Source organism: Tenacibaculum sp. SSH1-16, assembly GCF_040104435.1.
GTDB lineage: Bacteria > Bacteroidota > Bacteroidia > Flavobacteriales > Flavobacteriaceae > Polaribacter > Polaribacter mesophilus.
This window is the reverse complement of sequence record NZ_JBECOV010000006.1, coordinates 84,489-110,374: the sequence shown is the minus strand read 5'-3', so window position 1 is coordinate 110,374 and position 25,886 is coordinate 84,489. Positions and strand designations below refer to the sequence as shown.

Here is a 25,886-nt window from a genome sequence, read left to right as displayed (position 1 = left end):
ATGAAAAAAAATATAGATTTTAAGATAATAATTAGTGTTATTACTTTTCTTTTTTTGAAATCAGTATCATATGCTCAATTAGATTATTCAAAATTTGAAGGTGTAAAGTCAAAAATTACTATAGTTAAAGAGTATTCTTTTGTAAATGTTTACGATTATAATTTCAATTCAAATGGCAAAGATTCTCTTCTTGTACAAACATTGAATGATAATTCTTTAGAGGCTGCTATATCAAAAAAATATGCTCCTAAATTTATCAATAATACCAAAGATTCAATATCATTCTCTGTCAAATTACTGTCACGTTTAATCATTGATGTAGATAATAAAAGACACTATTTTGTAAGTTATAAAGCGTCAAACAATAATGTGAAAATGATTTCAAACTTTCTTAATAACGGAGTTAATTTTATAGAAAGTACAAGTTCAAATAGTGAAATAGAATTACTAAAATCAATTTTAAAGAATTCTAATGCATATTTATTGTTTAAGTTTTATAATAAGCGAAAAAGTAAAAATTATCCAGTTGTAGATGAACTTAAAGATGCAACTAAAAATGAGCAAGGCTTTTTAGATATAAAAAAACTAGCTCAAGTCCTAGAAGAAAATAAAGCTTCACTAGCTAAGTATTTAGATGAATAGTAATAACTACCTTGTTTAGAAATGAAAAAGAGTTTATTTATACTATTATTTTTTTATAGTTTTTTAGGATTTGGGCAAGGATATAGATATTATACATCATTAGCGAACTTTGGTAAATTTTCTTATGAACCAAATGCATGTAGCAATCCTTTCTATCCATTACCTGTGTCTAGAGGAGAAGTTAGTATTAAAGATTTTGATAATAATATTTTATCAGAAAGTATAGGTGTATTTGAATTTAATACTCAACCAAATAAAGCTTTTATATATTTAGGTAGTTGTGAGGCTTTGATACCTAATGGAGGAGGAGTACACCTATTATCTTATGGTTTTGAAATTCCATATAATTCAAGTTCATTTTATGGAAAAAGATATGATACAGAAGGAGCACTGTTAGGTGTCCTTTTTTATGAAAAAATAAATACTCAAGTCATTAGAGAGATCAATTGTAATGGAATTACAGAAAATACTATACAAGAAGTAGAGGAGGCTGATGTGCTTGAATGGCAGTATATTATTGACGGAAGTCAATATATAGTACCTGATTCTAGTAATAAGACTACTTTATTTGTAAACTTTACAAGTTTACCAGTAAGTCTCTCTAATCATGTAGGAAAAACAATCTTTTTTAGATATAAACTAAAAGGAGATATTTTTTCACCTTTAAAAGGATATACAATTACTTCTTGTTCTACACAGTTAAAACAAAATCCGCCTGTATCTCAAAGCCCAACTTGCAATTACAGAAATGATGGGAGCTTAACTTTAGACTTTAAGCGAGATTTATATACAACAGAAAAGTTGGCTGTTATTATATATCAACAAAATACAGTTTCTGGAGAGTATGATGTTATTTTAGATCAAGAACTCGTAATAGAATCTCTGGATAAGGTAGACGAAACTACCTACAGATATCAATGGGCTAATAACTTACCTCATGGAACCTATAAACTTAAATATCAAACAGGAGAAAAAGGAATTGGGATTAGCCCTGAAGATATTTCTTGGTCTAGTTTAGTTCCTGTAGAGTTTACTATTGAAGAAACAGCAAAAGTTGATTTCCAAGTAACAGGTTCAGCAGATCAAAATTGTTTTGAGGTAAATGATGGCTATATAGATATTAGTGCTAGGGGAGAAAGTAGTAGAACATTTTTATACCAACTAAAAAAAGATAATGTAATACAAATCTTTAATGGTACCAATTGGGTTAATTATTCAGGAAATAATGCTGATAATGAAACATGGTTCTCGTTTATCAATGCAAAGACAACAAGAATAAGTAATTTAAATAAAGGATCATATAGCGTAAAAGTTAAAGACTCAGAAAAGTGTTTAGCAAAACAGTTATAAAAAAGAAAAGAATATTTTAATGATTACAATGAGGGGGCAAACACTAAAAGTAGTAGTGTTTATTTTAAGCATATTTTTTGCTGAAAGTATAGTAGGACAACAATTAGATTTTGAGAATATAGGAAGAGGAAAACCTTTTAAAGTTAGCGGAAACATCGCTGCTAACTCTGTGTTTTATTCATCCAATCAAAATAGTGCAAGAGCACCATTTACCTATTTTCTACAAGGAAGCTTAAACTTTAATATTTATGAATTTTCAATTCCTGTAAGCTATAGCTTTTCTAATCAAGGAGGCGATTTAGAATATCAATTACCATTTAGTTTTAATCGTTTGAGCCTGCACCCTAAATATAGATGGATACAAGCCCATATTGGAGATGTGAGTATGAGTTTTTCTCCATATACGTTAGCAGGACACCAATTTACTGGTGGTGGAGTTGATTTAACTCCTAAAGGAAGTTTTACTTTTTCAGCAATGTATGGTCGATTATTAAAAGCTACAGAAGATTCAGAAGACAATAGAACACAACCAGCTTTTAAACGAATGGGATATGGAGCTAAAGTAGGGTTTAAAAAAGAAAAATATAGTTTAGAATTAATTGGTTTTTATGCAAAAGACAAGATAAACTCAATAAGTGCAGTACCAGAAGAAAAAAAGGTGTTACCCAAAGAAAATTTGGTGCTAAGTATGTCAGGAGCTGTAACTGTAACTGATGGACTTAGATTTAAAGGAGAATACGCTTCAACGGCTATAACACAAGATCTTAGAGCAGAAAAAGTAAGTCATAGTAACGGGGTAGCAGGTTTATTATTCAACAATAGAGCTTCAACAGAACATTACAAAGCATTTAAAACAGAAATGGAATATAGCTTTGATAAATATAGATTTGGAGTTGGGTATGAACGTATAGATCCTGGCTATCAAACATTAGGAGCTTATTATTTTAACAATGATTTTGAAAACATTACCTTAAACGGAAATACTTCTTTATTTAATAATAAAATAAGTTTAGGATTTAATATAGGGTACCAACGAGATGATTTAGCAAACCAAAAAGAAACCAATACTAATAGAACTGTAGGAAGTGTAAATGCTACTTACGCAATGAGTAAAAAAGTAAATATAACAGGAAGCTATTCTAACTTTTCTACTTACACTAATAATAAACTAGATCAGTTTGAGATTATAAATGATGATAATTTGTTAGATAATCAAGAAGAACGCTTCAATTATAAGCAGTTATCTCAAAATGCTAACGTTAATATAAGTTATATTTTAGAAAATAGTAAAACAAGAAGACAAAACCTAAATACAAATTATTCATTAGCAACGGTTGCAAATGCTGAAAATGGAATTGTGCGTTTAGGAAACGGTTCTACATTTCATAATTTTAATACTTCTTATACCATAGGGTTACCACAAAGAAAAATGAATATAACCTCTGCTTTAAACACTACGTATAATACTATAGGAAGAGATGAATCCTATACATGGGGACCAACAGTAGCAATAAATAAAAAATTGTTAAAAGATAAATTAAATACAACACTGAGTACTTCTTATAATCAAAATAATAACAAAACAAATAAGGCAAGTGCAACAAACTTTAGATTGAATGCAAATTATGTATATAGAGAAAAACATAATTTTAATTTAAGTGCTATTCAATTATTTAGAAATACTTCTTTAAAGAATACCCAAGACTTAACAGTTACTTTCGGCTACAATTATGCCTTTGACTTATCTGCAAAAAAGAAAGCAAAAGTAGAGAGAGTTCGGGGGGAGTTTAGTTTTTCTTATAAGGAGCATACATTTACAGGAGAGCCCAATGAAATAACTCCAGAGTTATTAATTATAGGAAAGGCAAAAAGGTTTGAGGAGATAAAAAAGGTAAATAAAATAGCAGATAAACTTTTAGTTTTAGAACAAGAGTTAAAAGATGCTGAGCTAAAATCTAAAAATAAGTATAAGAAAAAGGCAATTGAGTATTTAAACCATTTGTATAAGAATCAAGATTATGTAAATATATATGATGATTTAGTGTTTAATGGGCTTAAGAAATTATTTAGAGACGCTAAAAGGGCGGAATGGTCAGTAGAGCAAAAATATAAGACAGCGGTATCTATGTATAATAGTTCAAGTAGAAAAGAGAGTAAAAAGATGCAATTGTTTTTAAAGAAAAGAACATCTGCCTACAAGGCAAATAAAAATATGTTAGAGCAGTTAGAAAACTTAAAGAAGAGTGATTTATATGAAAAAGGCGGTGAGTTCTATAATTTCAAGCATAGACACCTAAATACTATCTTAAACATGTTAGAAGAAGGTAGGACTAAAATGGAAGTTTCTATTTTCATTGAAATAGCTTTTGCCAAAATGTTTCACACATTAAGTGAATAAAAAGAGCTAATTAACTACTCTTCAGAGTTTTTTAAGTAGATTCTTTTTCTTTTTTGAAGCTTTTAAAAGTCGGATAAGGTTGTTTATTCCAATAACAACTAAGATGGAAATACAAGCGGCTGTACCTAATGCGCCTCCATAACCATTAAAAAAAGTAGGACTAACCGTATAGATAAATCCAAAAACAATTCCTGCAAAAATAATTGAAGTATAGTTACGAGTAAGTTTACTAGAGGTCATACCAACAAAAGAAGCACCAAAAAATACCCAAGGAATTTGATTGGCTATATCTTCAGAAAATAACTCAGAAAAAAGAGAACATGTACTAGCAACAAAAAGAGTGAGTAGAGCAGAAGCTCTTACAGGACCCTGTTTGTATTTTGTACTTACTAAAAACGTTAAAAAAGCCCCAAGTATGCTTGTTAAATATATTGATATGGTAGTAAGCACTATGAAAGAATTAAAAGAAATAACGATGAAATAACTACACTACCAAAGGCAAGAGTACCCAGTTTACCACCAACTCCATTAAAAAGGTTTTTAGAGAGTATAAAAAAAATACCCGCTATGATACCTGCAATAATTATAAGGCTATAATCAATAGCAACGTTTTTTTGTGACATTCCTACAAAACAACCACAATACATAGCATTGGGAATATTTTGTAAAACCTTCGACTTTTTATTTAAATCAGGCAAAAAAGAAGCAACTGTACCAATAAGTGTTGCTGCAAAAACAGAATTTAATTTAGTGAAAAGATGTAAGTAACTTGTAAGTATAGCTCCAATTATAACAAAAATTATTACATAGAATGGCTCAAAATCTACTCTTTTAATTTTAAAAAACTTTATGTAACTATAAATTATAAGTGTAGTAATAAGTGTTGTTAACGATAGTATTGTAAAAGTATTTTTATGCTCAAACAATAATGCAGTAATAAATGCAAATTGAGTAAGAACTAAAAAAATGATAGAAAAAAAGTGAAAATATTTTTGTCTCAAAACAGAGTTATTCAGCAATTATAATATAATGGCAAATTTACGGTATAAACTATGATTTATCAATTAATTTCCTTGAATTCTAACCCAAAGATCTGTTAATAATTGTTTAGCTTTTTCACGATCTCTAGGCACTTCGTTTATAACTATTTTATTTTGCTTTTTTGTTATTTGAAAACTAAAAGCAAACTGCTGAAAATTAGGAGCTACGCTTAATAATCCAAAACGTAAATCATTTAAATAAATTAAATTATTCTTTTCTGAAATTGTATACCAACCTTTGGTAATTTTAATAAGTCGTTTTATTGAAACATTATTTTTATAATCGTCTAATAAATGATGATTTTTAGGGTAGGAATAAAATTCAATTGGTTTAGTATCAAAAAAAGAACAATAACCTATTAGATAAGCATCATCTGTTTCAACATTTGCAGACCATAAAATGGTGTTAAAAGGCGTAGGTTTGGTTTCTATTTCTTTATAAGAAATCCCTTGTTCTTTTAAAGCGTGTGAAAATTTTGTATAAGTGATTCCTTTAATAACAAGGGTAATTGCCATGTAAGAACTACTAATAATTAGTCCTAAATTGTTATACTTTGTTCTTTTAGCTGTCCCTTTACGTTGAAACATTACCATTAGTAGAAATACTAAGAAAGGTAATGTGTATAAAGGGTCAATAACAAATATATTTTTAAAAGCTAACCGCAAATCGAGTGGCCAAAAAAGTTGAGTTCCCCAAGTGGTATGTGCGTCTAGAATTGGATGTGTTATAAATCCCCAAAACATAAGTAGAGCCCATTCTTTAGTGGAGGCATTTTTTTCATATAAAGAGATAAGCCAACCAAAAATCCACCCGAAAACAATTGCAAAAAATACAGAATGTGTAAAACCTCTGTGTATTTCTAGAGCAGTAACAGTGTCAAAAAGCTTACCAACATAAACATCTAAGTCTGGAATAGTACCAGCGATGGCACCATAAAGCATTGCTTTGTTTCCTACTTTTTTACCTAATACAGCTTCTCCAACAGCTGCCCCAAGAACAATTTGTGTGAGTGAATCCATTAGGCAAAAATACTTATAAAACGGTTAGTAAATAGTGTTATAATATTCGTTAATCCATTTTGTAGGATATTTATTATATAAATCGTTAAGAAGTAACTTGTTTGCTTCGGAAGTTTTAAAATCTTTATAAAAACTACCAAGAACCCAAACTATTTCTCTAGATAACTCTCTTTTATGACACTCTAAAAGAACTTGCTTTGATTTTATTGAAGAGTCTGTTAATAGTAATACTAAAGCTCCCGCTGTTTCAAAATTGAACTCATTAAAGAAAGGCGTTATTTTTTGAGCTCTTTTTAAGAGTATTTCATTCTCTAAAAAAAGAGATGCTTTTAGTTTTTTTCGTAAACTAGGATAGCTAGTATATGAGTTCACCTTGATAACAAATTTTAAGTTTTCTAAAAACTCGCTATACTTTGTATTGTATAGGTTTTCTATATCATTTAGTGAGTTCACTCCAAAGAGTACATATACCGTACTAGGTCTTAAAACATTAATATTATATCCCTCACCAAGAGACGATAGTGTTTTTTCAATTCCTTTTAAGAAAAGAGGGTAATTGTTTTCTTTTACTTTTGTAATAATACCTAATCTAGAGGCGTGAAAATAAGCATCAATAATTTTTTGCTTGTCTATTCCTTTTAAAGCTTTTGTTAGTGTTGCATTGATATCATAATGACGATATGGGTAAAATTGACCTTGAAATTTATGGAGTAAAGCTTCGTTTTCGCTTTCAATAAAAAGATCAATAATTTTACTTGTGGTAAGTTTACCTAAAGATTGATATTTTTTTTCTTGTAACTGTATTATTATCTCTCTTTCCATTTATGAGATGTGTTTTATTAATTGTTGATGTTTTTAATGAAAAACTATAGCTGCTTTGTTATGAATACTATGTTTTGCAGCTTTAAATAATTCACACCAAACTAGTTTTTCTTTCCAAAAGTCTTCTTCTGCGTTTATTGATTTATTTACAGCTTCAATATTTACAATAGTATCGTCTTCATCTAGTTGAATATTAAGCTTATTTGCTATAAATTTTAATTCCTTAAATAGAGTGTATGACGAACCAATCATTGCACCATCAATAGGAATTTCATCATTATCAAAAACAATATCGATAAAATCTACAGGAACATAAAAACCTGTACAATCTGAATGACATATAAGATGACAAGTAAGGTCTGATGCATGATCATCTATAATAGAATCTTCACTAGGCTCACTGTTAGGGCTAAATGGAATAGGAGTCCAATCTTCATATTCGGCACAATAAGCATAAAAACGCCTTAAGTGATGAATAAAATCGTAAGAAAACCCGCCAAGTTCTAAAGAACCACCTTCTAATTTAGCTGGTTCTTCGTAAGGTGTAAGCCCATTTAATTCTAGTAGTTTGTTAACATCTTTAAATACTGAAGAATAATGTTCAAAAGCTTCTTCATCCATTTCTTTAAAGCTAGCAAGTGCTCCGCTAGTAATGTATAATCCCATCTTTTGTTTTTTAATTTAATTGCTTGTAAAAGTATAAACAAGTGTAAGTAGAAAGTAATCTGTTTTATAAGCGTAGTTAACCGTTGTAAATTTGAAAAAAAATGAATCTACTTCCAGATACAGAAAGTAATATATCTAGTAAAATCAATATAGTTTTACGAAGTGGATAGAGGCGAAATACTTTGTTTTCTTTTAATTACTTTTTCTAATTAAACTGGAGTATTGCTCTAGTCTATTTACTAAATTAGCAGAATGCTAGATTTTACAGATTATATTAAAGTTTTTATTAATTTAGATGATGCTACAACTAAAGCTATCCAAGATATGTCAATTGAAGAGACATTCAAAAAAGGAGAACAAATTTTAAACATAGGTAAGGTATGTAAACGATTTTATTTTTTAAGAGTAGGTAGTGTAAGAAGTTATATTTATCAAAAAGGAAAAGACATAACTCATTGGGTTTATGGTCCTAATTCATTATTTACTTCTTGGGGAAGTTATGTTTTACAAAACCCATCTAATGAATATATTGAAGCCATCGATGATTGTAAGGTAGTTTCTATATCTTACGATAATTGGCAATTATTATATGAAAAGTATCCAAATTTAGAAAGATTTGGAAGACTGATGATGGAGCAAGAATTAGCAATTATTGATGAGTTTTATAAAGGATATTATTTTTTATCTGCTAAAGAAAAATATGAATTACTTATAAATGTATATCCTACTATAACTCAGATAGCTAATTTAGGACACATAGCTTCCATGCTTGGAATAAGTCAAGAAACGCTCAGTAGAATTAGAGTAAAATAAAAGAGTCTCTTCTATTTAGAAAAGACTCTGCAATATGAAAAGAAAGGAGGGGTAATCTATCACTAATTATGTTTTTTAAAATATCTTATCAAAAAACTCTAACTACGTTAAATCCAAAAGAAATATCTCCTTTGTCCCAATCTCCTTGCGTTTTAGTTAAAAAGGCACTATCGTTACTTCCTCGTGCGTTTGAGAATAATAATTGAAATACGTGTCCACCTGTTTCAATATCAACACCCAACGTAAGAGGGTTGTTGTAAACGGAGTTGCTATCCTTATTAAAATTACAGGCATAATCTAGGTTAATACTCATACGCTTACTAACCTTTAAACGTCCTCCAACTCCCATTAAAAACTGATTGTGATTTCTAGTTTTTGTTGCATTTAAGTCTTGTAAATTTTGGCGAACAAAAGAAGGGGCAAGTTCTAATGAGAAACTCTTAGAAACCCTACGAGAAGCTAAAAGTTGAAAAGTATAACTCATTCGGTCACCAAATCTTAAATTTGGATAATTCTTCTTTTTTAATTCAGAATTAATATCTGCACTAGCATATACCACTAAGTTTAAAGGAAACTTATTTGATTGTTTGGTAATCCTAACCTTAGCTGTTCCAGAGTATGTTTTTTCGAAACTATCCCTACTTAATCCTAATTGAATCCCATCCCAAAAACTATATAGTAATTGAATTTTTGTATTAGCTTGATCTAATCCAAAAAATTCATCAATACCATCTTTTAAAGATCCGAATCGGTGTGCAACAACTAAATATAAGTCACCTTTGTCGGCAATTTTTGTTGATTGCAAATTTCCTATTTGCATTGCTTTAAAAGCAGGTAAATCAAATTGTTTTGTATGCTTAGTTTCATTGTCTAGTTCATCTAATAAATCATCTTGAGCATTCATACTCAGTGATAAAAAAAGAAGGATGAATAAAAAGTTTATTTTAGTATGCATTGATTTAATTTTATTTCGTCTAGTAAATCATCGTATCCAATGACACGACCTTTTATTGTTATTTTTTGATTTAAGTTTAATGTTGTGATTTTATTAGGAGTTTTAAACTGACAAAATATTTGGTTATTTAAGGTAACCCCTTTACTATCTAGTCCTGTAATTTCTCCTCTTAGTTCTACTACTTTTGAATTCCATTCATTAAAATTGGTGCTGGCCATTTCTAAAAAATCGGTAGATGCTCCAGTATAGTTTGAATCTACCTCTTCAATTGTTTTATGAGGATTATACACGTAAGTATATGCTCCGTATATAGCCGCAACAAGAAGTAGTCCTATGAGGATGAACTTATTTTTTTTCAACCAATTCATAATTTATGGTAACAATTATTTTATCAGCAATTTTCTTTCGAACAATGCTTGGTATTTTAATATTAAAATCTTGTGGTTTAACTGTGAAGCTACATGAAAGTTTAATGGTGTTGTCTTGAGAAAAAACCTTAGCAATGGTGTTAACTTCTTTCTTTTTTCCTCTTACCGTAAGTATTCCATTTAAAGGAAACTCTTTTTGATCTTTCATTTTTTCTATAGAGAAATCATTTAATTTTCCTCTAAATGTAGCTTTTGGATACTTGTCTGAATCCATATAGTTTTCATTAAAGTGCTCTTGCATCAAGGCTACTTTGAATTGAAAAGCGTTTACAAAAAGTTGAGCGGCAATATCACCAGTAGCTACTTTTAAAATAGAAGTAGAACTATGGTTTGTAGCTTCAACTGGTTCAAAAGTCTCTACGGAAGCTTTGAAATGAGTTGTACCGGTTCTTGTAAAATATTTTTGTGCAGCAATTGATTGTGAAAGCAATAGTATTGCTAACATGATTAATTTTTTCATTTGTAACATTTTTAAATTATTCAATATATCCATCTGTTTTCCATTTATCGAATAAAGCTCTTCTATCGGCAGTTAAAAGTCCGTTTTGAGGCATTGGATTGGCAGCATCATTTATACGGGCTATTAAATTTCCATTTTGAGCCGAGTTTTTCACTTGATCATAGGTTTCAAGAATTAATCCATTGGCTGGGTTTACCGAACTATGACAGGTTAGGCAGTTATTAAATATGATTGGCTGAATGTCTTTTTGATAGCTGACTACTCTACCTACAGGAGCTCCGGCTAAAGGAATTTCTGCAGTGGTACAACTAACACCTAATACAACAATTGCTAAATAAAATATTCTTCTCATTCTCTTAATTTTGAACATCAACATTGGTTACATTTTCTACTTTATTTTCTAATGGAGCTACCGTAAGCTTTTTGCTAATACTTAAAATATCTCCTGCTCCTGGAGCACCATCTCCACTTTTATCGGCTACAACTGTGAGGTAATACTCTCCTGGTTGTAGGTATGTATATAAGAAAGTCTCTTCTTTATTTTCTAAGGCTGGGAAATGTAAAATGGTATCAAATGCAGCTGCATCAGAAGTTAAAAAACCATTGGTATCAGTTAAAGGATCTCTAGATAAGTACACCAACAAATTAGTATCTGTAATTTCACTATTTCTGGTAATATTAGCGGTTAATGTACCTAACCTTGGATGATCTGTAATTATATAAGGATCTCCAGATTGAGGAGCTAATTCATAAACATCATTATTGGTTTGGGAAGCTAAGAAAGTTGCAGATTTTGCTGGTTGTCCCGCTTGTTCTGTATACAAATGCTCTGGATTGAATCCATTAGCAAAGTCTAGTCCATTATCAATAGTATTTTCAGGAAAACCTGTTGCATTTTGAGCAGATTGTGCTAATTCCATATGCATTTTCTTTCCTTTGAAAGTCATATGTCTTGAAGGTATGCGATTTCCTAAATTGCTCGTATATGAATTAAAAAAAAGTTCATCACCTTTAAATCGAAGTTCCATGTACATAATTCTTGTTCCACCAATGGCATCTACAAGTCTGTAATATTTTCCTTCGGCATTTCTATCTTCAATTTTATCCATTACAAAATAACTTGTACGATAAATTCCATTTAATAGTCCCCCATTACGAGCCATAATGGTTCTTTTTCCTTTGTAGTTGGTAACAAAGAATGAAGTAAATAGATTTCCTAATGATCCGCCTTCGTGAATACCGTGTATATGAGATTTTGAAATTGCTCTATAATCCCAAGCAAACCAAGGATATTCATCGGCAATTACTTTATTGGTACCTACCCAATGTCCTTGCATTTTTTCAAGAAAATCAAACCCATCAATAGTAATATCTACAGGGTTTACTTCTGTAACAGGATTAGTGGGAGGTGTAGGATTGGTTCCTCCAGTAATATCTCTTACGTTGTCTTCACAACCTATTAAAAAAAGAACAAACAATGTTCTTAAAAGAAAGTGTCTTTTTTTCATAATTTAGTTTCTATTATTGTTTTCTAGTCCAAGTTTCTATTAATGGTTTCCTTCTTATATAAGTGGTAACTTTCAAAGTATCTTGATGCTTAACTTCTATTTGATAGTTTAGAGTATTAGTTTGAGTAGCTCCAGATAACGCATCTATAAAAAGGTGGTCTTTATAGAGTAAATTTTTGATAAAAATATCTTTATCAGTACCTGTTTCATGTAGTATGGTAGTACCATCATTATAGTAAAGAAGTTTACCAACTATATGTTTGTTAACCTTTTCAAATTTATAGGTAGCCTTATAAAATTTGCTATTGGTTTTCCAAATACCAATAATCCTTTGATCAAAAGGTTTGGAACAACCTAGAAATAGAATTATGGTTATTAATAAAAAAAGTTTCATGATTTATAGTTTAAAGCCGAGACAAAAATGTGAAGGATGTTAGAGAGATTTTTTGATTTATGTCAAAATCATCTTGTGGAGTGTTTTTTGACTTAAGTCAATTTGCTTTTATAAACTCAATAGTAGTTTTGGAGAAAACTTTTTAAGATGAAAAAATTAATGTTACGTTGGAATGTTGATACACCAAGAGATTTGATTGTTATATTCTTCGTGTTTTCAATAACAGGGTCTTCTTCAGTATTAATAGGTAGACCTATATTGAAGTTTTTAGGAATAACATTGGAATATATACATCCTATTATTTACTACCCATTATTTATTATTTCAAGCTTTATATTCTATCAAATATTTTTAGTGATATATGGATGGGTTTTTGGACAATTCAATTTTTTTTGGAATATGGAAAAGAAGATGTTAAAGAGGTTTGGAATAACTATTTAATATTTTTCTTTATACTTAAGATATGAAGAGTACAATTAAGTGGAGAACTATAATCGCATTGATATTAATCCACATTATCAAATTTATGAATTGGGAATGGGCTTGGGGAATCCTTTTTTGTTTTGGATTATTCTTGATTTATTTTCTGGGGTTACCTATTTTATTGAGCTCATTTTAGAAATAAAAACACCATTTTATACTGGATAATTATAGTTTCTTGGTTATTAATGGCATTCTATTCTTTATCAACATTGTTTATTAATTATAATCAATTTAATTACTAATATGAAAAAAAGGAAAACAATAATAGCTTTGGTATTGTTAGTACTTGCTGTAATCTTTGAGTGGGACTGGTTTTGGGCATTTTTTATCTTGATAGGACTATTGAATGTTTTAAAAAGTAAAACAATTCATTTTGTAGAGGAGGTATCTCTTGAAGAAACTCCAAGGTTGTATTGGACAATGATTTCAATTTGGTCCTTTTTGGCTTTGTTTTCTATTTTAAATTATTTAAGCATTTTGACTTAAGTCAAAGTGTAAATAAGCTATTGTACAGAACTTTGCAGAAAATTAAATATACAAAGATGAAACTAATTTTAACTTTAGCACTCTCTATTCTTGCCTATTTTGGAATGGTTTATTATGGAGTAAGTTCGCTCGTTATTTGGATTTTTTTGATAATCCTATGGACTGTTATAGATTATTTTACCTATGATAAACCATTTTCATGGATAGATTACATCATTTTGGTAATTGTATTATCATTAGTAGAAATAGGTTCTTGGTATAATTATTTTGGAGTCTTATAAATGCTTTTGACTTGTGTCAAAAGCAAAATAAACTACTCTAAGGATATTTGTATTAATTAAAAATTAAAAAAATGAGCAAAACAAGATTAATAATATATAGTATTGTAATTATAGCAACTATTGTTGGTATACCACATTATGTGGCAGATAATTTTAAGATCCCCGAATATACCAATGAAACTGTAGATCGTTTCTTTTATATTTTTAACGATTTAAGTGTACTGTATATCATTGTACCATTTTTTGTGCTTGAACTAGTTAGGTATCTTGTCACAAAAAGATTAAACAAAGATTTAGCATTAGATTCAGTAGCGAATGTATTAACCGTAGGATTTTTTACTGTTATCAATTATATTTTAGGACTTTTATTCGCAACAAAACTATACATATGGGCTTGGGAATATCGTTTTTTTGATGAACTACCGTTAACTTGGATAACCATTACATCTTGTATTCTTTTAGCTGATTTTTTATATTATTGGGAACATCGATTGATGCACGAATTAGCAGTAGGATGGGTAACGCATACGGTACACCACAGTTCTCCTCATTTTAATATGTCGGTAGCGTATAGATTTGGACCATTAGATGGATTTTTTCCATTATTCTTTTCGGTACCAGCGGTTATGTTAGGATTCAATCCGTTTTTAATGTTAGCAGCTGAACTATTTGTACAAACATTCCAAGCAGTATTGCATACAGAGATTATAGGTAAATTGTTTAAGCCAATTGAGTATATTTTTAATACACCATCACATCATCGTGTACACCATGGTTCTAACAGGCAGTATTGGGATAAAAACTATGCAGGAATTTTAATCATTTGGGATAGAATGTTAGGAACTTTTGAACCAGAGGAGGAAAAGGTGGTGTATGGTATTTCAGAACCTTTAAATAGCGTGAATCCGATTGAAGTATTTTTTCATGGAATTACCCGTTTCTATGATAAATTGAAACATACGAAAGGGTTTAGAAACAAGTTATTATCTTTTGTAAAAAGACCACATTGGATGCCTAAAGGCCAAACTTATCCGCCTCAACAGGCATCAGATAAATAACGTATAACTCAAAATGAATAGTAGAAAATGAAGATAGTAAATAGTATATTTAAAGTTTTAGGATATGTAATTATTCTTGGAGGGTTAGGAACATTAATTGTTTTTGCATTATATCCTTCACAAGATGAATGGGAGTATTACACACAAGAAGCATTTGTTGAAGAGCAGTATATTACTGAAGATATAACAGAGAAAAAATCCAAAAAAGTATCATCTGTAACAAAAACTGTTAGAAGTAAAAATACAGTTTCATTAACAGGAAAATGGAAAGTGGTATATAAGAGCTTAAATGGATCTGTGGTTTACGTTATAAAGAGAGAAGGTAAAATATATAATGCTTTTACCTATGAAGTTCAAGATGAAAATGGTTACGGAGAAAAAGTACCCTTAGAAAAAAACTTAATCATTAAATATTTCAACGGTAAAAAAGGAAAAGGAACTTATAAGGTAGAGTTTGAAGGAAAAAAATACGATATCCCATGTAAAATTAATTTAAAAGATAATAATACATTTTTACTAAGTTATGATTATTATGGGTACAATGATACTGAAGTTTGGAAAAGGGAAAATTAAAACTTTATAAAATATTATGAGTTCAACATCAAACAATAATAATTCAGAAACTTCTAAAATGATGCACGTGCTTCCAGTTGAGGCATATACTTCACAGGAATGGTTCGATTTAGAAATGAAGTATCTTTTTTCTACTACTTGGCAATATGCTGGTTTGGTAGAAGACGTAGCAAATTCTGGAGATTATATTTCTGTTCAAGCAGGATTGAATAATATATTTATTGTTAAAGGAAGAGATCATCGTTTAAGAGCTTTTCATAATATGTGTCGTCATAGAGGAACACAATTGTTAAGAGCAGTGGGGAAAAATCAAAAAGCGATTACCTGTCCTTATCATGATTGGACCTATGATTTAGAGGGAAAACTGGTTAGTATTCCGAAGAAAGACCAAGAATTTCCAGATTTAAACGGTAAAGAATTGCATGAATGTGATTTAAATCTGCATGAAGCTTCGGTAGATATTTTTAAAGGAATGCTTTTTGTGCATCCAGAAAAGAATGCCCCAAGTATTATGGCGTTTTTTGGTGAAGTGGAACCGTATTTAGGTCCGCATATAGTTGAAGAATTGGTAGAATGGAGTGAAACAGATGGAGAACCTTTTTACACTAAAGAAATCAAATCAAACTGGAAAATTATAGTAGAGAATTATATTGATCATTATCACTTAGCACATTTACATGAAGGAACCTTGAATATGTACGACCATTCCAAAGCTGAGTTTGGGTGGAAAGGTCCGCATTATTGGTTTTATGAACCATTGATAGATGATTACTTAAAAGATGTAGACAATGCTGCGCAGTTTCCACTAATTGAAAGTGTACCTAGAGAAAAAATAGGAGCCTATGTACCATGGTTATTCCCTAATATAGGTATTACTGAAGGAGAAGCACAATGGAATACTTTTCACGCAATTCCATTAGCTGCAGACAGAACATTAGTGGTAATTAGAGCTAAGGTTGAAAATAAAAGTGAATGGGAGTTTACCAAACAATATGCAAAATCTTCTATGAGTAAAGTTTGGCAGCATTATGGAAATAAAGGAAAGTATGAAGGAGAAAAAGACGATCCAATGGCTTCTGGAGATTTTATGGCTGAAGACATTTACGCCTGTGAGCAACAGCAAAAATCGTTAAGTTCTCCATATTTTAACATTGGAGCGAGAGCAGTTAGAGGGGAATATGCCATAATGAGATTTCAGCAAGAAGTAAAAAAATGGATGGAAATTCATGGGGCTTTTGATAAAAAATAAAAGAAATAAGATGAGAAAAATTGTACTAGGGTTAATGATTGTTTTAGCAGCCTGTAATACCGTACAGAGTAAAAAAGACGCTTTACAGTCTTCAAAAGATAAGTTGAATATAAAGAAGAAAGAAGTAATTGTATTAAAAGTAAATGCTCAAGAAGTAGATTGTTACGGAGCTCATGGTAAACAGAAATGTATACAAATTAAAGAGTTAGGGGTAGACAGTACATGGAAAAACCAATATGAAGGAATAGAGGGGTTTAATTACAGTTCAGGCTTTGTATACAATTTACAGGTGGAAAAGATAACATTAAAAGAAGCACCTCAAGATGCCTCCTCAATTTTTTACAAACTAATAGAAGTATTGAAAAAAGAAAAGCTAATTACAAATGAGGAATTGGCAAAATTTCCAATGTTAGAAGTTACTGAAATAGTAAATGGCAAAGATGGATTTACAGCTACTTTAAAAGACAATAAAGGAGCGTCATACACCTGTACGATTAGTATTCCAAACCTAGAAGATAATTATGAGGAACTAAAAGTAGGAGATAAAGTAAGAATAGCTGGAGAATATGCTGAAAGCTATCCCGTACAAATTTTTGCTAAGCGAATTTTAAAAGTAGAATAAGATGTCTAAGTTCCATAAATTAAAAGTACTGGAAGTAAAAAAAGAAACGAATGATTCCGTTTCGGTATCCTTTGACGTCCCTTATGAACTGTATGAAACGTTTAATTTCAAAGCAGGACAATATATAACCTTAAAATTTGTAATAAACGGAGAAGAAGCAAGACGTTCTTATTCTCTTTGCAGTAGTCCAGCATTGGAAGAACTTTTAAAAGTAGGGGTAAAACGCGTAAAAAAAGGATTGGTATCAAATCATATTAATGATAATTTAAAGTCGGGAGATATAGTTGAGGTGATGGTTCCTGATGGACGTTTTTTTGCAAATGTTCAAAAATCGAACTATAAAACTTATTATTTGTTTGCTGCTGGAAGTGGTATTACTCCAATACTTTCTATTTTAAGAACTGTATTGTTAACCGAAGAGAAGAGCTATGTAAACATGATTTACGGAAATAGAAATCAAGAAACCATCATGTTTAAAGAAGAATTAGAGGTCTTGAAAAAAGAATTTCCAGAAAGGTTTGCCTTAATATATACTTTAAGCAAACCCAAAAGGAGCTTCTGGTCTTCTAAAAATAAAATGAATTATCGCAAAGGAAGAGTAGATAAAACAACCATAGAATGGTTTATAAATAAATTTCCTCCTTACGCGCAGAATGCAGAATATTTTATCTGTGGACCTGGTACTATGATAGAAAATACTCAAAAAGTATTACAGAGTATGGATGTTCCAGATACCCGAATTTTTATTGAAAGCTTTGGAGGAGGAAGATCTGAAGAAACTACAGAAGTCATCGATAATGCTCATTTAACTGCTAGTTTAGATGGAGAAGAAATAAACATACATATTCCAAAGGGTAAAACTATATTACGCGCTATGTTAGATAATAATTATAATCCTCCATATTCATGTGAAGGAGGAGTATGTTCTAGCTGTATGTGTAAATTGAATAAAGGAGAAGTTTTTATGAAAAAGAATCTTACTTTATCTGAAGAAGATGTTAAAGAAGGATATATTTTAAGTTGTCAAAGTCTTCCCTTAACACAAGATATAGAAATTGTTTTTGAATAATTTTATACAATAGTTTCGAACAAATAGAAAACAAAGTATTGTGTATAATTACTACTTATAAAGTTTTGGGTAAGCCCCAACTCCAGGCTAGGGAGTCGGTAGCTTCAGGCTTTATTTTTCTTCAATAGTATCCATGCTTCCTTGTTTCATAAAAGGATAATCTGTATATCCTCTAGCATCCCCACCACCAAATAATGTATGAGTATCAGTAATTTTGTTTAATGGAGCATTTAGTTTTACTCGTTTAGGATAATCGGGGTTCGTTAAAAAATTGCGTCCAAACCCAATTAAATCAACCAGCTCTTTTTCTAGTAAATCTTCTCCTTGCTCTGGTGTTTTGTTCCCTGTAGCAATAATAGTTTTACTAAATGTTTTACGTAGGTTCTCTCTAAAGTCATTAGGAATTTCAGGAGCATCATCCCAATCTGCTTCGCATAGATGCAAGTAAGTAACTCCGATTTTTTCAAGCTCTTTGGTTGCAATCATTATAGTGTCTAATATTTCAGGATCGTTCATGTCTTTAAAACTAATAAAAGGGGAGAGGCGAACCCCAGTTTTTTCATGACCAATTTCCTGAGCAACTGCTTGAGTGATTTCGGTTAGTAATCGAACTCTATTATTTTTAGTACCCCCATATTCGTCAGTTCGTTGGTTAGAATTACTTCTTAAAAACTGATCTATCAAATATCCATTGGCTCCGTGAATTTCAACACCATCAAAACCTGCTTCAATAGCATTTTTTGCCCCCGTTTTAAATTCTTCAATTACTTGATTAATGTCTGCTTTTGTCATTGCTCTAGGTTCTTCTACAGGTACAAAAGTAGCATCACCATTAGGAGCCCCATTAAAAATATAAACATTGGTGTCTTTGGCTGTTTTTTTAGAAGGAGCAATAGGTTGTAATCCGTTTACTTTAGAACTAGATACGCGACCAACATGCCATAATTGTAAAAATATTTTATTTCCTTTTTTATGGACTCCGTCAGTAATTAATTTCCAACCTTCAATTTGTTCTTGGGTGTAAATTCCGGGTGTTTTAGCGTAGCCTTTTCCTTGTAATGAAACTTGAGTAGCTTCAGATATAATTATTCCTGCGGAAGCTCTCTGTCCGTAATATTCAGCCATTAATTCATTAGGAATATCGCCAGGTTGTGAGCTTCTGGAACGTGTCATAGGAGCCATTAAAAATCTGTTTTTTAATGTTAAGCCATTTTTATTATAGGGTTGATATAGTTTTTTAAAAGCCATGATTTACAAAGTTTTAATTATTTAATAGTACAAATTTACTACGGTTTGAAGATGTAGTTGTTGTATAATTTCATGTTTTACTTGTGAAAAAAAATTGTGTTATTCCGTAAACTCTACAGTTGTAAAATGTAGGGTGGTAGTACCTATATTTTCTAGATTATGTATAAAGAAATTCTTAGTATTTAAATTATTAAAGTACTTAATATCATTAGGCTCGTAGGATCTTTCAATTACAGCACCATTAGAAAAATAGGAACGAGAGCTACCTCTTGTATGACAAACATAAAAATAAGGTTTATCATGTTTATGAAACGGAAGAGTTTTTCCGGGTTCCAATTCAATATGCCATATTTTAACACGTTTATTTTCTAATAACAATTGTTGTCCAATTTTATGACTATTAACTCCTAATTGAATGGCTTTTTTTAAGGATTCTGTCCAATGTACAGACCAATTACCAGCGGTGTTTATGATTTCTACTTTCATAAGGAAGGTATTAATTTATAGCATATAATAACCATTCTTGAAACTCATGCTTAGGAAGAATGATGTCTTTTTTGAAGCTGAAACCTAATTTATTGAGTAATTTTTGAGAGCCAGTATTACTAGGACGTGTAATTGCCACTAGGTTTTGAATTCTGAACTTATTTATAGCTACTTCTTTTATTTTAGAAGCACTTTCAAAGGCATATCCTTTACCTTCAAATTGGGGTAAAAAAGCAAAGCCAAAATCAATTCCATCAACTCCTTCACGATCATAAAGTCCCACAGTTCCTATTTTTTCATTATCAGATTGTCTAATTACAGTATAGCTAGAGTATCCTAATTGCTTGAGTTGCTCAAGCATAATTGTTTCAATATATTGCTTTGCATGAGTAGTAGAAGTTATGTTTCTATCTCCAATGTTTTCAATCCATTTAGGAGTATTAAATAAGTTGAAAATAAAGTCGGTATCTTCAGTATTTGTCGGTCGTATGATTAACCTCTCAGTTTGATATTGTGAACTCATTTATTTTGATTATTTACGGGGTGTAACTTTTGGGTGCTAACAATTTATTATCGAGAGACCATTTATTTTCTGATACTTGACTTATAATAAAGAAATAAAACAAGGCATATAGCATTTGACCACCTGCCCATTCCCAGTGCTCTGTTAAACACGAGCCAAGAATCAATATTACAATGACAATAGCGCCTATTATAGCTGCTCTGTAAGTGAATAGACCGATGATTAATAGGAACCCTATAAAAAACTCAATAAAGGGGAGTACGGTAGCCCAAGCATACACAAGAGACTCTGGAAGTATGCTTTCTTGAAATTGACTTACCATCCAATTACGAAATGAAGGGATTTTTGGCAATCTTGCTAATCCATGTCCGAAAAAATTGATCCCCATGGTAATACGTAGCAATGTATATGCTGTTTGTTTAGGTGTGGTTTTCATTTATTTACTTTTCTTTAAATATGCTGGTAGTTCATTAGTCAACCAATCTTGTCTTACGGGTACATGTACATCTAAATCAAGTGTGTTTTCCAGTGCAAAAAATTCGTGAGATACATTTTCTGGAAAAACAATTACTTGACCAGCAGAGATGATATAGGTTTTTCTTTTTCCTTTATCAATAGTGTTAATTTTCACTTTTCCTTTAAGGATATAGGTAATTTGCTCATTGGGATGTTTGTGCATAGGAATATGCGCACCTTTTTTTAAATGAAAATAGGCCATTTGCCCTTTGGCACCATGAAACCATTGTCGTGTAATTCCTTCGCTAATGGTATCATGTGGCATGGATTCAAAGTTTATAACTTGAATATTTTCTACTTTTTTACCTAGAAGTGTAGTAGTTTCTTGTGCAGCTATTTGTCCGAAAAAAGTTAAGAAACTACCTATGAATATTAGTTTTATGTTCATGATGTTACTTTTTAAAGTGATACTTCAATAATTTATGATTCAACATTAAAGGGATGTATAACGTTTTGGTAGCTTTGTCAAAGTAGGTATCAGCACTTCCTTGAGGTAAATCAATTACAAACTGCCCTGTATCATTTCCTTTTTTTAAGTAGAATAGGCTTCCTGCTAACCAATCAGTAATGAAAAACCGTGTAAGGTTTCGCTCAGTCCATCTAAGTTTCCAAATGGTTGGCTTATGGGGTTGATTTTTTTTGTTTTTAAATTGATTTTAACCAAATGCCCTGGTGTTTTAGTAGCAAATGTTTTAGCATCTAAATCTACTCCCCAGCCAGCAGTTATTAGATTATTTTTTGATAGAGATAAGCCATTAGGCATGTTTAATTTATCATCTTTTAGCCATAGTTCAACATTTCTTGTTCCTTTAATTGGGAGTTTGTAAATAGCACTAAATCCAAAAGTGTTAGAAGCATAAATATTTCCTTTTTTATCAGCAATAATATCATTGAGAAACGTAGCATCTTTGGCTGTAAATCGTTGGACTTGTTTACTCGCTATATCAACTTCAACAATAGTATTAATATCCGTAACGTATAATTTTCCTTTGTGAATAGTAAGTCCTTTAGGAGCATCCAATCCTTTAAGCCATTCTAGTTCTATTATTTCTCCATCTAAACTTATTTTAGAGATAAAACCATTACCATCTTTATCAGTAGGGGCACCGTTTACATTAGATACATATAATACTTGGTTTGTTTTATCAAAAACTACACTTTCAGGATTTTTTAAGCCTTCTAGTTCCCAGTCTTTTTCTAATTGAAAAGGTAATTTGTTTTGTGCATTTATAATCGTTAGTGTACTAAGTACAAGGTATAAATAGATTGCATGTTTCATGTTGGTATCTTAGTTGTTAAATTTTAATTCGGCGTTATCAATTGGGGTATTTGAATCGTTTATCACCATTTTAGCAATATCATCTTTACGCATAAACACGACACCTTCATGTTGTTTTGCATACTCAATAAACTGATCGACTACATTCACTACTGCTGGAGTACCTCCAATTCTGTCGTGTAAACTCACACTCATCATTCTTCTTTTAGAGGCACTTTCTTTATAAAGCTGATTGAATTCTGTTTTTAGTTGGAATAAGAATTGATCTGGCGACCAGTTTTTACCTGCAATATTTACAATGTCATTGTTACGCAACGTATAAGGCATTACAACAAAGTTTTTAGCTCTTACTTTAGTAATGAAAGGCTCATCACGACTTACATCATCAATATGATATAAAAAGTCAAGTTTTTGTAAAACCTTAAGAGTGTTGGGACTTCTACGTAACCAATTGGCATTGTATCCACGTCCTCTTTTTCCTGTAATTGCTTCTACTGTGTCAATTCCTTTTTTAACAAAGGCAAGTTCTTCTTCGTAACTTAAATTCCACTGATTGTCCCAAGCAATTCCGTGAGCAGCTATTTCGTGTCCTTTGTTGGCCATAGCCTTAGCGATTTCAGGATATTTTATTGCAGCTTCACCTACTACATGAGAGGTTACTTTTATATTGTGTTTATCCCATAAATCCATCATCCGCCACATTCCTTCTCTAGCTCCATAACGAAACCAGCTTTCAGCAGGCAAATCAGGATTTCCTTTAGGTAATGGGTTTCCTGAAAAAGGACTTTCAGCTCCTTCAGGTTGTCCTCCTGTTTCAAACTGCATTGAAAAAGAAATGACTAATTGTGCTCCGTTAGGCCAATAGCTTTTTTTTGCTACAGTTTTTGTTGAAGTAGAACTTATTTTACTTGTATTTTTTTGCTCTTTTTTACAGGCATTTAATGTTAGGTTTACCACTATGATAACTAGTGCTATAATGCTATTATTTTTCATTTTATATTGTTTAATTAACTGTTGTGACTGCAAAATTAATAGCTATTTTAAGTCATATTGTTGTATGAATACATTGTATATTTGTATAAAAACATTCTGATGACGCAACGTTTTTATATTACCAAGAATTTAGATGTATTTGAGTTTGAAGCAGAGAAGGAGTGGGGCTATCCAAGACATAAGCACCATTTTTTTGAGTTAACTTTTGTTTTAAAAGGAAGCGGAAAACATGTTTTAAATGAAAGTGTTATTGATTATAAAGAGGGAGATTTGTTTTTTTTAACTCCAAAGGATGAACATGAGTTTATTATTGGAGAGCCAACAAGGTTTGGGGTGCTAAAATTTACAGAACAGATGTTTTTAGAAAAGGCTACATTTTCTACCAGTACTTATTGGAGAAAGAGTTTAGAGGCAGTAATTTTTCATCAGAATATTGTTGCTAAAAGTGTAATTAGTTGCGAAACAGATAAAGAGCAACTCTTTAGACTTTATCATTTAATAAAAAGTGAATTGCATAGTCCGTTAACTTACAGTCGTAATGTATTATCTGAATTGTTTGGAGCTTTGTTAATTATATTGTCGAGAAACTTAAAGTCTACATTAAAAAATAGTGGACATGTTTACGATAAGAATAAGGTAGATTTAATATTGACGTATATACGACAAAATGTACAAAATAAAGAACTTATAAAGGTTGATGTTATTGCAGAAACGTTTCATTTGTCACCAAACTATGTTGGTATTTTTGTAAAGAAACATACAGGTATATCCTTACAGCGTTATATAATGGAAACCAAAATAAAAATGGCAGAAAGCTTGTTAAAACAAAGTAGTTTAAGCATAGGTGAAATTGCTGAGAAAACAGGTTTTACAGACTCAAGTCATTTTAATAAAACATTTAAAAAGTACACGGGTAAAAATCCGAGCGAATATATTTAAATTCAATATTTTGTTGAAGAGTTTCGTTTCTTACTTCCCGATACAGAAGTTTCCGAAAATGTGACCTAAAATATCCTTATCTACATCATATTCACCAGTAATATTTCCTAAATGACGTAAGCACTCACGAATATCTATGGCAAATAAATCAGAAGAAATATCTAACTCAATACCATTTTTAACAGAATTGATACTTTCCAAAGCTAAAGTCAACGCTTCAAAATGACGAGAGTTAGTAACAATTGTTTCATTATTACTCAAAGCTCCAGTATTGACTAATGAAATAAGTTCTTGTTTTAACTCGTCAACTCCAATATTTTGTTTTGCAGAAAGTAAAATTAAATTTTCAATTTCTGATTGTAAAATAGATGAATCGTGGCATGACAAGGTGTCTATTTTATTGGCGATTACCAATAAACGTTTGTTAGGAAAACGTTGCTTTATAGTCTCAATTTCCTCTAAGAATAAGTCTTTAGAATGTATATACTTATTGGAGTCAATTAAAAATATAATTAATTGTGCGTTTTCTGCTTTTTCATATGCTTTTTTGATACCGATGTTTTCAACAACATCTTCAGTTTCTCTAATTCCAGCGGTATCGATAAAACGAAAAACAACACCATCAATAATTAATTCATCTTCAATAGCATCACGAGTTGTACCAGCAATATCAGATACGATAGCCTTTTCTTCATTAAGCAAAGCATTTAATAGAGTAGACTTTCCAACATTTGGTTCACCAATAATAGCTACAGGTATTCCATTTTTCATAGCATTCCCAAAGGCAAAAGAATCTATTAAACGTTTTAAAACTGCCGATATTTTAGCTACTAATTCTTTAAACTTGGTTCTATCAGCAAACTCTACGTCTTCACCAGAAAAATCGAGTTCTAACTCAATTAAAGCTGCAAAATCAAGTAGTTGTCCTCTTAATTCTTTTAGTTCATTGGTAATTCCTCCACGCATTTGCTGAATTGCCATTTGATGAGAAGCAGCAGAGTTTGAAGCAATCACATCAGCCACAGCTTCCGCTTGCGATAAATCCATTTTACCATTTAAAAAGGCACGCATTGTAAACTCACCGTTATCAGCCATTCTACAACCATTTTGTAAGAAAAGTTGAATGATTTCTTGTTGAATAAAACTAGAACCATGACACGAAATTTCTACTACATCTTCACCTGTATATGAGTGCGGATTTTTAAAAATAGATACTAAAACTTGATCAATAACAACTCCATTATTCACAATATGACCTAAATGTAAGGTATGAGATTTTTGATTTAATAATGATTTATTTTTCTTTACAGAAGAGAAAAATGAATCCACAATTTTTATAGAATTTTCTCCAGAAAGTCTAATAATAGCAATAGCACCAACCCCTGCTGGTGTTGCTAAAGCAATAATTGTATCGTTTTGTATCATATCGCAAAATTACCTAATTTAGTAAGAAGTATTATAAAATATCAACAACATATTTTTACTAAACAAGTATGGGGAAAAACCCCTTTTTTAACTTTTCATTTTTTAAACCTGAAAATAAATGCTACTTTTGGTATAACTGTTTTTTAGAACTTAAAAAACG

At 30.8% G+C, this 25,886-nt stretch carries 33 protein-coding genes; 14 read left to right on the top strand and 19 right to left on the bottom strand.

Translation table 11 applies throughout. The features are described from left to right. Genes ABMY20_RS09915 through ABMY20_RS09905 form a run of 3 tightly spaced genes read left to right on the top strand, consistent with a single transcriptional unit; the run spans position 1 to position 4,390 of the window. Positions 1 to 642 (top strand): hypothetical protein, encoded by a 642-nt coding sequence (locus tag ABMY20_RS09915; RefSeq protein ID WP_349265192.1) that lies wholly within the window; start codon positions 1 to 3, stop codon positions 640 to 642. Positions 643 to 663: 21 nt separating this feature from the next. Then, on the top strand, positions 664 to 1,992 hold the full coding sequence (locus ABMY20_RS09910) for a hypothetical protein (RefSeq protein WP_349265191.1): 1,329 nt from the start codon (positions 664 to 666) through the stop codon (positions 1,990 to 1,992). Positions 1,993 to 2,011: 19 nt separating this feature from the next. Continuing rightward, positions 2,012 to 4,390 carry a hypothetical protein gene (locus ABMY20_RS09905; RefSeq protein WP_349265190.1) on the top strand — a complete coding sequence of 793 codons (2,379 nt, stop codon included), beginning with the start codon at positions 2,012 to 2,014 and terminating at the stop codon, positions 4,388 to 4,390. Positions 4,391 to 4,411: 21 nt separating this feature from the next. Here the strand turns inward: ABMY20_RS09905 and ABMY20_RS09900 are convergent, their stop codons facing one another. The 5 genes from ABMY20_RS09900 to ABMY20_RS09880 form a co-directional block, all read right to left on the bottom strand. Beyond that, on the bottom strand, positions 4,412 to 4,840 hold the full coding sequence (locus ABMY20_RS09900; protein ID WP_349265189.1) for a hypothetical protein: 429 nt from the start codon (positions 4,838 to 4,840) through the stop codon (positions 4,412 to 4,414). After that, positions 4,840 to 5,391, bottom strand: coding sequence for a hypothetical protein (locus ABMY20_RS09895; protein ID WP_047789155.1), 552 nt, complete (start codon positions 5,389 to 5,391; stop codon positions 4,840 to 4,842). The genes ABMY20_RS09900 and ABMY20_RS09895 overlap by 1 nt, the downstream gene beginning before the upstream one ends. 63 nt (positions 5,392 to 5,454) lie before the next feature. Next, positions 5,455 to 6,450 (bottom strand): metal-dependent hydrolase, encoded by a 996-nt coding sequence (locus ABMY20_RS09890; RefSeq protein ID WP_349265188.1) that lies wholly within the window; start codon positions 6,448 to 6,450, stop codon positions 5,455 to 5,457. A 24-nt stretch (positions 6,451 to 6,474) separates the two neighbouring features. Further along, positions 6,475 to 7,272 (bottom strand): hypothetical protein, encoded by a 798-nt coding sequence (locus ABMY20_RS09885; RefSeq protein ID WP_349265187.1) that lies wholly within the window; start codon positions 7,270 to 7,272, stop codon positions 6,475 to 6,477. Positions 7,273 to 7,305: 33 nt separating this feature from the next. Beyond that, the gene (locus tag ABMY20_RS09880; RefSeq protein WP_349265186.1) at positions 7,306 to 7,938 is read right to left on the bottom strand and encodes a hypothetical protein; all 633 of its coding nucleotides are present in this window, start codon (positions 7,936 to 7,938) and stop codon (positions 7,306 to 7,308) included. A gap of 252 nt (positions 7,939 to 8,190) precedes the next feature. Between ABMY20_RS09880 and ABMY20_RS09875 the strand changes: the two genes are divergently transcribed. Then, positions 8,191 to 8,751, top strand: coding sequence for a Crp/Fnr family transcriptional regulator (locus tag ABMY20_RS09875; protein WP_053056670.1), 561 nt, complete (start codon positions 8,191 to 8,193; stop codon positions 8,749 to 8,751). Between the two features lie 88 nt (positions 8,752 to 8,839). Here ABMY20_RS09875 and ABMY20_RS09870 read toward each other — a convergent pair whose 3' ends face one another. From ABMY20_RS09870 to ABMY20_RS09845, 6 genes are read right to left on the bottom strand one after another with little or no spacing between them, the layout of a single operon-like run. Next, positions 8,840 to 9,706 carry a DUF5777 family beta-barrel protein gene (locus ABMY20_RS09870; protein WP_047788950.1) on the bottom strand — a complete coding sequence of 289 codons (867 nt, stop codon included), beginning with the start codon at positions 9,704 to 9,706 and terminating at the stop codon, positions 8,840 to 8,842. Then, entirely contained in the window at positions 9,691 to 10,074 is a 384-nt protein-coding gene (locus ABMY20_RS09865) for a hypothetical protein (RefSeq protein WP_349265185.1), read from the bottom strand. Before ABMY20_RS09865 ends, ABMY20_RS09870 begins: the two co-directional genes overlap by 16 nt. Next, a complete protein-coding gene (locus ABMY20_RS09860) occupies positions 10,052 to 10,594 on the bottom strand; it encodes a YceI family protein (RefSeq protein WP_349265184.1) in 543 nt (180 codons plus the stop codon). The genes ABMY20_RS09865 and ABMY20_RS09860 overlap by 23 nt, the downstream gene beginning before the upstream one ends. A gap of 16 nt (positions 10,595 to 10,610) precedes the next feature. Further along, the gene (locus ABMY20_RS09855; protein ID WP_156167013.1) at positions 10,611 to 10,946 is read right to left on the bottom strand and encodes a hypothetical protein; all 336 of its coding nucleotides are present in this window, start codon (positions 10,944 to 10,946) and stop codon (positions 10,611 to 10,613) included. A 4-nt stretch (positions 10,947 to 10,950) separates the two neighbouring features. Then, on the bottom strand, positions 10,951 to 12,102 hold the full coding sequence (locus ABMY20_RS09850) for a hypothetical protein (RefSeq protein WP_349265183.1): 1,152 nt from the start codon (positions 12,100 to 12,102) through the stop codon (positions 10,951 to 10,953). A gap of 13 nt (positions 12,103 to 12,115) precedes the next feature. Then, positions 12,116 to 12,496, bottom strand: a complete 381-nt coding sequence (locus ABMY20_RS09845; protein ID WP_281979845.1) for a hypothetical protein — start codon at positions 12,494 to 12,496, stop codon at positions 12,116 to 12,118. A gap of 147 nt (positions 12,497 to 12,643) precedes the next feature. Here ABMY20_RS09845 and ABMY20_RS09840 point away from each other — a divergent pair, with 147 nt between their 5' ends. The 9 genes from ABMY20_RS09840 to ABMY20_RS09800 all read left to right on the top strand — a co-directional run bounded on the left by ABMY20_RS09840 (position 12,644) and on the right by ABMY20_RS09800 (position 18,317). Further along, positions 12,644 to 12,937, top strand: coding sequence for a DUF6787 family protein (locus ABMY20_RS09840; RefSeq protein ID WP_047788946.1), 294 nt, complete (start codon positions 12,644 to 12,646; stop codon positions 12,935 to 12,937). 39 nt (positions 12,938 to 12,976) lie between these two features. Next, positions 12,977 to 13,144, top strand: a complete 168-nt coding sequence (locus ABMY20_RS09835; protein WP_156167011.1) for a hypothetical protein — start codon at positions 12,977 to 12,979, stop codon at positions 13,142 to 13,144. 78 nt (positions 13,145 to 13,222) lie between these two features. After that, positions 13,223 to 13,465 carry a hypothetical protein gene (locus ABMY20_RS09830; protein ID WP_047788945.1) on the top strand — a complete coding sequence of 81 codons (243 nt, stop codon included), beginning with the start codon at positions 13,223 to 13,225 and terminating at the stop codon, positions 13,463 to 13,465. Positions 13,466 to 13,521: 56 nt separating this feature from the next. Then, positions 13,522 to 13,746: a hypothetical protein gene (locus ABMY20_RS09825; protein ID WP_047788944.1), complete on the top strand. Its 225-nt coding sequence runs from the start codon at positions 13,522 to 13,524 to the stop codon at positions 13,744 to 13,746. Between the two features lie 71 nt (positions 13,747 to 13,817). Continuing rightward, positions 13,818 to 14,804, top strand: coding sequence for a sterol desaturase family protein (locus tag ABMY20_RS09820; RefSeq protein ID WP_349265182.1), 987 nt, complete (start codon positions 13,818 to 13,820; stop codon positions 14,802 to 14,804). 27 nt (positions 14,805 to 14,831) lie between these two features. Then, complete coding sequence (locus ABMY20_RS09815; protein ID WP_047788943.1) at positions 14,832 to 15,377, top strand: hypothetical protein; 546 nt, start codon at positions 14,832 to 14,834, stop codon at positions 15,375 to 15,377. 16 nt (positions 15,378 to 15,393) lie between these two features. Beyond that, complete coding sequence (locus ABMY20_RS09810) at positions 15,394 to 16,626, top strand: aromatic ring-hydroxylating dioxygenase subunit alpha (protein WP_216594854.1); 1,233 nt, start codon at positions 15,394 to 15,396, stop codon at positions 16,624 to 16,626. Between the two features lie 10 nt (positions 16,627 to 16,636). Next, complete coding sequence (locus ABMY20_RS09805) at positions 16,637 to 17,248, top strand: DUF4377 domain-containing protein (protein ID WP_349265181.1); 612 nt, start codon at positions 16,637 to 16,639, stop codon at positions 17,246 to 17,248. Position 17,249: 1 nt separating this feature from the next. Next, entirely contained in the window at positions 17,250 to 18,317 is a 1,068-nt protein-coding gene (locus ABMY20_RS09800; RefSeq protein WP_349265180.1) for a ferredoxin--NADP reductase, read from the top strand. Positions 18,318 to 18,428: 111 nt separating this feature from the next. Here the strand turns inward: ABMY20_RS09800 and ABMY20_RS09795 are convergent, their stop codons facing one another. The 7 genes from ABMY20_RS09795 to ABMY20_RS09765 form a co-directional block, all read right to left on the bottom strand. Beyond that, positions 18,429 to 19,565, bottom strand: coding sequence for an alkene reductase (locus ABMY20_RS09795; RefSeq protein WP_349265179.1), 1,137 nt, complete (start codon positions 19,563 to 19,565; stop codon positions 18,429 to 18,431). 99 nt (positions 19,566 to 19,664) lie between these two features. After that, complete coding sequence (locus ABMY20_RS09790) at positions 19,665 to 20,051, bottom strand: hypothetical protein (protein WP_349265178.1); 387 nt, start codon at positions 20,049 to 20,051, stop codon at positions 19,665 to 19,667. Between the two features lie 10 nt (positions 20,052 to 20,061). After that, entirely contained in the window at positions 20,062 to 20,574 is a 513-nt protein-coding gene (locus tag ABMY20_RS09785; protein ID WP_349265177.1) for a GNAT family N-acetyltransferase, read from the bottom strand. A gap of 13 nt (positions 20,575 to 20,587) precedes the next feature. Continuing rightward, positions 20,588 to 21,010 carry a DoxX family membrane protein gene (locus ABMY20_RS09780; protein WP_349265176.1) on the bottom strand — a complete coding sequence of 141 codons (423 nt, stop codon included), beginning with the start codon at positions 21,008 to 21,010 and terminating at the stop codon, positions 20,588 to 20,590. Beyond that, positions 21,011 to 21,478 (bottom strand): cupin domain-containing protein, encoded by a 468-nt coding sequence (locus ABMY20_RS09775; protein WP_349265175.1) that lies wholly within the window; start codon positions 21,476 to 21,478, stop codon positions 21,011 to 21,013. Positions 21,479 to 21,643: 165 nt separating this feature from the next. Beyond that, positions 21,644 to 22,369, bottom strand: a complete 726-nt coding sequence (locus ABMY20_RS09770; RefSeq protein WP_349265174.1) for a hypothetical protein — start codon at positions 22,367 to 22,369, stop codon at positions 21,644 to 21,646. Between the two features lie 9 nt (positions 22,370 to 22,378). Next, positions 22,379 to 23,362: a polysaccharide deacetylase family protein gene (locus ABMY20_RS09765; protein ID WP_349265173.1), complete on the bottom strand. Its 984-nt coding sequence runs from the start codon at positions 23,360 to 23,362 to the stop codon at positions 22,379 to 22,381. Between the two features lie 99 nt (positions 23,363 to 23,461). Between ABMY20_RS09765 and ABMY20_RS09760 the strand changes: the two genes are divergently transcribed. Continuing rightward, the gene (locus tag ABMY20_RS09760; RefSeq protein WP_047788938.1) at positions 23,462 to 24,301 is read left to right on the top strand and encodes an AraC family transcriptional regulator; all 840 of its coding nucleotides are present in this window, start codon (positions 23,462 to 23,464) and stop codon (positions 24,299 to 24,301) included. Between the two features lie 30 nt (positions 24,302 to 24,331). Here the strand turns inward: ABMY20_RS09760 and mnmE are convergent, their stop codons facing one another. Then, entirely contained in the window at positions 24,332 to 25,726 is a 1,395-nt protein-coding gene (gene mnmE / locus ABMY20_RS09755; protein WP_159491230.1) for a tRNA uridine-5-carboxymethylaminomethyl(34) synthesis GTPase MnmE, read from the bottom strand. Between the last annotated feature and the right edge of the window lie 160 nt (positions 25,727 to 25,886).